This is a genomic window from Pseudomonadales bacterium (genome assembly GCA_013215025.1).
In the GTDB taxonomy this organism is placed as follows: domain Bacteria; phylum Pseudomonadota; class Gammaproteobacteria; order Pseudomonadales; family DT-91; genus DT-91.
Genome location: JABSRR010000167.1, coordinates 1 through 7,183, shown reverse-complemented (window position 1 = coordinate 7,183; position 7,183 = coordinate 1). Strand labels below are relative to the sequence as shown.

Genomic DNA, 7,183 nt, shown 5'->3' with positions numbered 1-7,183 from the left:
CAAGCACAGGACTGGTAATCGCTTGTGTTGCCGACGTTATGCGATAAAAGGATTCGACATCGCGTGAAATATAAGATCATTGATAAATCTAAATCGGAAGACATTGCCAAACTGGCTGTATGTCTAACAAGTGAAATAATGGAACGTACTAACACAAAGGCATTTGATGTTGATATTTCGCTATCTATTAGTTTGTGTGAGAATTTCGTTGCGAGTGGACTTTATCATGTCATGGCTGCATTTGATGGCAATCGTATCATTGGTTTTGCTGCTGTCTGTGAAAGCCACTCCCTTTATGCCCAAGGAAGCTTTGGTATAATTCAAGAGTTTTACGTACTACCAGAATATCGCTCGAAGCAGGTAGGCAAATCACTTATTCAAGAAATTATAAACTATGCACAGCAACGAGAATGGAAACGCCTCGAATTATGTACGCCGCCAGTGCCGGAGTTTGATAAAACCGTTGCGTTCTACCAGTCTAATGGTTTTGAAATTACGGGTGGTTACAAAATGAAATATGCCATTGCATAGTAGAGCTAAGCACTTTAAGTGTGGGCTAATTGTTAGCCTATATGACTAACCAGATACAAAAATATTTCAGACTGTTGAAATAAATCCAAAGGACAATCAATGCAACCACAAAATGCATATTTTGCTGTTATCTTTACTGGCACTAAAACTGACAATACCGATGGCTATGATGAAGCAGCAATGGCAATGTTTGAGCTTGCCAGCAAGCAAGATGGCTTTATATCAATAGATCATTCCCAGATGGGTAATAGCTCAGTGACTATTTCGTATTGGCATTCACTGGAAGCTATTCACAACTGGAAAAATCACCCTGAGCATAGAAAAATTCAAGAGCAAGGTAAGCATACTTGGTATAAACATTATCAGGTGAAAATTGCTCATATTATCCGAGACTATAGTTTTGAACATTAAGCGTCTAGCACAGAGCGACGTCTTATAAAGCTGATACCCAACTCAACAAACCAAGCGATAGATAGATCATCATGAAAACCACTTATATTCCTGTGTATTTACGCATTATTGGCTGGCTATTTGCGGGCTTTGGCATTGCTTATGTATTTTTCCCGACGCTATTGCTTGAACAATCGGGCATGCTGACACCAAGCGCAGCAGCCCAAGCCGATGTATACGCCATGTACGCAGGGCTGCAGATTGGTTTTGGTTTGTGGCTACTGGCGTGCGCAAAACACAAAGATTTGCAGCCTGCAGGTTTGCTAAGCATCGTGTTTATTTTTGGCGGTATTGCCGCCGGACGCACGCTAGGGGTGCTATATTATGCTAGCTATGATGCATTCAATATATCAGCCTTATGCATTGAATGGCCGGGCAGCTTATTTGCACTGTATTTATATAATCAGAATCGAAAAGCGTCACCAGCGAGCTAAGCTTGCTGTTTATAGCATCTTTCAAAAATTACCCTATAAGCGCTACTATTCGTGGAGAAATAAGAAACTATGTTAAGCATCTATGGAAAACCTAACACACGATCGTTGCGTGTTACCTGGCTTGCTGAAGAATTAGCGCTAGATTATCAGTTTATTGCCCTCGACATGGCGGCAGGTGAACACCGCACTGAGGCATATTTGAAGATTCACCCCGGCGGTAAAATACCGGCGATACGTGATGATGAACTGGTGTTGACCGAAAGTGGCGCGATTCTTAATTATCTGGCCGATAAGTACGCCGCCGGCCGTTTGATACCAGCGATTGCAACAGCCGAGCGCGCGCAATACGACCGCTGGAGCTTTTTTGCCCTCAGCGAATTAGAGCAGCCGCTGTGGACCATTGGCAAACATAAATTTGTATTACCGAAAGCGCGGCGTGTTAGAGACGTCTTGCCAACCGCTGAGTGGGAATACCAACAAGCCTTACAGCTGCTAGCTGATGGACTGGCGGCAAAGCCCTATATTTTAGGCGATGGCTTTTCAGCGGCTGATATATTATTGCTACAAACCTTGCAGTGGGGTGTGGCGTTTGGCCAGCCGCTGGCACAGGAAAATTTGCAAGCCTATTTACAACGTGGCCAACAGCGCCCAGCCTACCAACGTGCGCTAGCGCGCGAAGCAGAAGGCTAGCAGCGTGATGAGCATTTATCAGTTATGAGCCTTATCGTTCTTGTTTGCCATATCGTTTGTATTGGCTATATAAAGGGTAACGATGATTACATTGGGCTACACCAATGATTAAATTTGGCTACGCCATTGCCTATGTTGCTGATGTGCCGCGCGCGCTGCAGTTTTTTGAGCAGGCATTTGGCTTTCAGCGCCAGCTGATTAGCCCCGAGCAAGACTATGCCGAACTGAGCACCGGCGCAACCACCCTCGCCTTTGCTGATCAGCGCTTAGCCGAGCAGCAATTTGCTGCAGGCTTAGTGCCGCTATCAAACCCTGATAAGCCGGTCGGCATGGAGATTGCGTTGGTGACGGACGCACTGCATCAAACACATGCCGATGCAATCGCGCTTGGCGCCGAACAACTGCGGGCACCCGAGCAAAAGCCTTGGGGCCAAACCGTGTCATATCTGCGCTGCCCGTCGGGGATATTAATTGAGTTATGCACCGCGATGGATAAGGCCTGATAAGGCAAACTGGCGCATCTAACTCAGTAGCAAAACCAATAACGCAAAGCTTGAGGTGTCCTATGTTTTCGCAAGACGGAACTGCACAAGGCGTTGCTAAACAGCGCATGATTGAAAGCCTAGCGACTGCCGACAAACGTCTCGTGCATGACCCACTAGCCGAACGTTTTGTGCTTGGCGCCAAGTTTATTAAGCTCATGGGCCACAGGACTAGCGTTTGGCTCACACAGCAATTTGCGCCAGGCTTTCATCAGCACTTAATCGCGCGCACCCGCTTTATTGACGAGTTTGTGCTGCGATGCACTACAGATCAGGCGCAAGCTGTATCGCAATATGTCATCTTGGGTGCGGGCTATGATACTCGCGCACACCGACTTGCACTGCCAGATTCAGTACAAGTGTTTGAAGTCGATCAAGCTGCAGTGCAAGCTCGTAAGCGGGCCAAATTGCCGCCGGCTTGTTTAGCCAAAGCGAATCTTCATTATGTAGCGCTAGACTTTAATCAACAGACACTGAACACGCAGTTATTACAGGCGGGGTTTAAGCCTAACCAAGCCACAGTGTTTACTTTAGAGGGCGTATCACAATATATCTCTAAGGCCGCATTAGCGACCACACTCGCGGCGCTAGCGAAGCTATGTGGCGAGGCGCCCGCCCAGCTGGCGCTTTCCTATGTGGATGCTGCGCTGCAGCACAAGCCAGCACAGTGTTTTGGAAAAGCTTATCCAAAGCCCGAAATGCGAGCCAAGTTAATCCAAAATTTAGCCGCGAAAACGGGTGAGCCTTGGATTTCTTTTTATCAACCGTCAGAAATATCAGCTATGCTTGCTGATCATGGTTTTCAGCTTTATTGCGACACCTCTTTAGCGGCGCTGAACAGCCAGTATTTTGCAGCTGTTGGCCGAGCCTTGCCAGAACGACATATTTTTCGTTTAGAAAATTTTGTGTTGGCTTCCTTAAACTGAAAGCGACTGAGGGTGATACATGGCTTTAATGCATGCATCACCGTAGAAGCTTAAGCGTACCACTCATCTAAGATTAACTCTGCCGCTTTGGCACCAATCATCATGGTCGGTAGCTGCGTGTTGGCACTGACTATTGTGGGCATAATGGAGGCGTCAGCGATGCGAAGGCCCTCTATACCGTGCACCTTCAGCTGATGATCAACAACTGCATCGTCATCGCTGCCCATCTTACAGGTGCCAACCGGGTGATGCACTATATCGGCATATTCACGAATCCACTGCTTTTTCGCCTCGTCATCGGCGTCTGGTTTTGCACCTTGTACTTCTTCACCGAGCTTACCCTGCCAGGCATCGGCCTGCATCATCTCAAAAGCTAGGTCGTAAGCACGCAGCATAATCGGCCAATCGCGCTCATCACTTAGAAATTTAAAATCGATACAGGGTTTATCTAACGGATTATCACTATTCAAACTAACTTGACCACGACTATAGGGTCGCAAATTACAGGTACGGATAGTCACACCGTGATCGTTAGTTGGCTTATCGAGAAAATCGAACACCAGCGCTGGGTAAAAGTGAAACTGAATATCAGGGTCTGCAATGGATGCGTCTGAGCTGGCAAAGCCCCCGGCTTCAACAATATTGCCTGCCGCAATGCCGCGTTTAAACAAGGTGTACTCAAGGCCAATCCCCAGCTGGCCCATAATCGTGCCAATTTTGCCGTTAAGGGTTACTGGGTCTTGGTAACTAAAGCGCATGACTAGGTCGAGATGCTCCTGCAGGTTTTTACCCACCCCAGGTAAGTTATGCTGCAGTGCGATATCGTGCTTTTCCAGCTCGGCCGCATCACCAATACCTGAAAGCATCAGCAGCTGCGGGCTATTATAAGCACCCGCGCAAACAATCACTTCTTTATTGGCCTGAATCTGTTGAGTTTTGCGGCCTTTTTTAGTCACGATACCGCTGACGCGTTTACCGTCGAGCGTTAGCCGCAATACTTGATGACCGGTCAAAATATCGAATTGCGGTGCCGACTTTATCGGCTCAACAAAGGCATGACCGGTGGTTTGTCTGACACCGTTGGCAATATTGGAGTGAAAGCGCCCTACCCCTGCCGCACTGGCACCGTTAAAATCGGTATTAACCGCCAAACCTTGTTCAGCACCGGCAGCAATGAAGGTGTCATACAAGAAGTGCTCAGACGGCGCGGGGCTAATAGTAAACTCACCGTCGCTGCCATGAAACGCTGCGCTGCTCTTTTCAGCTGCGGCGCTCTCATCAGCAGCGCTCTCATCCGATAAAGCGCCTTCATTCGCTGCTGACCCTTGATGTGGGCCCTGCCAATTTTCAAGTGACTTAAACAGCGGTAATACATCGTCGTAGGCCCAGCCGGTATTGCCCGCCTCTGCCCAACGGTTGTAGTCGGCCGCCTGACCGCGTAAGCAAACCATGCCGTTAAGAATGCTTGAGCCACCCAAGGCCTTGCCACGCGGCAATAATAATTGTCGGTTATTGAGGTTTGCCATTGGCTGCGATTCATAATCCCAGTTAAAGGCCTTATTTTTAATCACCTCACTGAGGCCGCCCGGCATACGAATCATCATATGCTTACCCTGCGAACCCGCCTCCACCAGCAAGACGCTATGCTTGCCTTGCTGCACCAAACGATTGGCCAACACTGCACCGGCCGAGCCTGCGCCAACAATAATAAAATCGTATGTTTTGTCTGTCATGCCAACCTCGGTATTGCGTATTATTGTAATTGGAAACGCATCATGACACGCCATTATCAGGCAAGCAAAATTAAATTCTCGAGAATCTTTGCGTGTTAAATGATTATGCCGCAGAAAACTATTAAGCGATCAAACAAAGCGTTGATCAATAAAAAAACCCGCTAAGAAGCGGGTTTTTATTCATGGTAGCAAGGGGCGGATTCGAACCGCCGACCCCATCATTATGAGTGATGTGCTCTAACCAACTGAGCTACCTTGCCAAAAACTGTGTTGTCCAAGCAGTGTGGAAATAGTGTTTAGTTTCCAGTCACTTAGCTTGTAAAAAGGAGGCGCAATTTTGGTGATTTTGCGCCTCTTTGTCAAGCATATTTGTCGCCGATTACACGTTAAAACGAAAGTGAATCACGTCGCCATCTGCGACAATATAATCCTTACCTTCGAGTCGCCATTTTCCGGCCTCTTTGGCGCCGGCCTCGCCGTTACCGGCGATATAATCATCAAAGCCAACCACTTCGGCACGAATAAAGCCTTTTTCGAAGTCGCCATGAATCACACCCGCCGCTTGTGGTGCCGTTGCACCTTGCTTCGTGGTCCAGGCACGTACCTCTTGCGGGCCGGCGGTAAAATAGGTTTGCAAGCCAAGCAGCTCATAGCCGGCGCGAATCACGCGGTTTAAGCCTGGCTCTTGCATGCCCAGCTCTTCTAAAAACTCGCTCACTTCTTCATCGTCTAATTCGGCGATTTCCGCTTCTAACTTATTGCATACCACAATCACGCCCGCATGCTCTGCGCTGGCAATGCCGCGTACAACGTCAAGATGCGGGTTGTCTTGAAACCCCTCTTCATCAACATTGGCTACATATAATGTGGGTTTCACGGTAATTAAGTGGAAGGTTTTCAGCAGTTTTTGCTCGGCATCATTAAACGCCATCGCGCGCACCGGTAAACCCTGGTCAAGATGGGCCTGCACCCGCTCTAACAACTCTTTTGCAGCCAGTGCGTCTTTATCGCCACTTTTTGCAGTGCGCGTTACCCGCTGCAGCTGTTTTTCTACCGATTCTAAATCGGCCAAGGCTAACTCGGTGTTAATCACCGCAATATCTTCGGCAGGATCTATTTTGTTTGCTACATGAATCACGTTGTCGTCTTCAAAGCAGCGTACCACGTGTACAATCGCATCGGTTTCACGAATATTGGCGAGAAATTTATTGCCCAGACCTTCACCTTTTGAAGCACCGGCGACCAGCCCTGCAATATCGACAAATTCTACCGTGGTAGCAATCACACGCTCTGGGCCGACAATCTCTGCTAACTGCTGTAAACGACTATCGGGCACACTGACGGTGCCTTCATTTGGCTCGATTGTACAAAACGGAAAATTTTCTGCTGCAATACCGTTTTTTGTCAGTGCATTAAATAAGGTTGATTTACCGACGTTAGGCAGACCAACAATCCCGCAGTTAATACTCATAGCTTTTGCTCTTTGGGCTAACACCCTTGTTGATACCGCATACCATGTGGCTGGGCGGTTGTTATTTCTAGGCTTTTAGGCTTTTCATTCAGGCGCTAAATTGATGCAGCTGGTTCATCGCGGCAGCCCATTCCGCGTGTACGATATCACGCGTGTAGCGACTGGCCTCATCTACCGCTGCGATAATCTTTTGCTGTTCGGCCATCGGCGCTTTTTTTAATACCCATGAGGAAACTAATTTAGCATCGCCAGGGTGACCAATACCAATGCGCAAACGATGAAAGTTTTTTTGCTGTCCGGTTCTGGCAAAGATATCGCGTAAGCCGTTGTGACCACCATGACCGCCACCGGTTTTTAAGCGGGCTAAGCCAGGCGCAAAGTCGAGCTCATCGTGCGCCACCAGATA

9 protein-coding genes and 1 tRNA gene are annotated in these 7,183 nt (G+C 48.0%); 6 read left to right on the top strand and 4 right to left on the bottom strand.

Translation table 11 applies throughout. The features are described 5' to 3' along the window. The first annotated feature begins 63 nt into the window (after positions 1 to 63). The 6 genes from HRU21_10775 (at position 64) to HRU21_10750 (ending at position 3,573) form a co-directional block, all read left to right on the top strand. Positions 64 to 531: a GNAT family N-acetyltransferase gene (locus tag HRU21_10775; GenBank protein NRA42771.1), complete on the top strand. Its 468-nt coding sequence runs from the start codon at positions 64 to 66 to the stop codon at positions 529 to 531. 99 nt (positions 532 to 630) lie between these two features. Continuing rightward, positions 631 to 942, top strand: a complete 312-nt coding sequence (locus HRU21_10770) for an antibiotic biosynthesis monooxygenase (GenBank protein NRA42770.1) — start codon at positions 631 to 633, stop codon at positions 940 to 942. A gap of 71 nt (positions 943 to 1,013) precedes the next feature. Beyond that, the gene (locus HRU21_10765) at positions 1,014 to 1,415 is read left to right on the top strand and encodes a DUF4345 family protein (GenBank protein NRA42769.1); all 402 of its coding nucleotides are present in this window, start codon (positions 1,014 to 1,016) and stop codon (positions 1,413 to 1,415) included. A gap of 69 nt (positions 1,416 to 1,484) precedes the next feature. Further along, a complete protein-coding gene (locus HRU21_10760; protein NRA42768.1) occupies positions 1,485 to 2,105 on the top strand; it encodes a glutathione S-transferase family protein in 621 nt (206 codons plus the stop codon). A gap of 107 nt (positions 2,106 to 2,212) precedes the next feature. After that, on the top strand, positions 2,213 to 2,608 hold the full coding sequence (locus tag HRU21_10755) for a VOC family protein (GenBank protein NRA42767.1): 396 nt from the start codon (positions 2,213 to 2,215) through the stop codon (positions 2,606 to 2,608). 62 nt (positions 2,609 to 2,670) lie between these two features. Further along, on the top strand, positions 2,671 to 3,573 hold the full coding sequence (locus tag HRU21_10750; protein NRA42766.1) for a class I SAM-dependent methyltransferase: 903 nt from the start codon (positions 2,671 to 2,673) through the stop codon (positions 3,571 to 3,573). 50 nt (positions 3,574 to 3,623) lie between these two features. Here the strand turns inward: HRU21_10750 and HRU21_10745 are convergent, their stop codons facing one another. From HRU21_10745 to HRU21_10730, 4 genes are all read right to left on the bottom strand, one after another. Continuing rightward, positions 3,624 to 5,306 (bottom strand): FAD-dependent oxidoreductase, encoded by a 1,683-nt coding sequence (locus HRU21_10745; protein ID NRA42765.1) that lies wholly within the window; start codon positions 5,304 to 5,306, stop codon positions 3,624 to 3,626. A 183-nt stretch (positions 5,307 to 5,489) separates the two neighbouring features. Further along, positions 5,490 to 5,566 (bottom strand) — tRNA-Met (locus HRU21_10740). Between the two features lie 119 nt (positions 5,567 to 5,685). Next, positions 5,686 to 6,777 carry a redox-regulated ATPase YchF gene (gene ychF / locus HRU21_10735; protein NRA42764.1) on the bottom strand — a complete coding sequence of 364 codons (1,092 nt, stop codon included), beginning with the start codon at positions 6,775 to 6,777 and terminating at the stop codon, positions 5,686 to 5,688. An 88-nt stretch (positions 6,778 to 6,865) separates the two neighbouring features. After that, on the bottom strand, positions 6,866 to 7,183 hold a 318-nt coding region (locus tag HRU21_10730; GenBank protein NRA42763.1), incomplete at its 5' end, for an aminoacyl-tRNA hydrolase.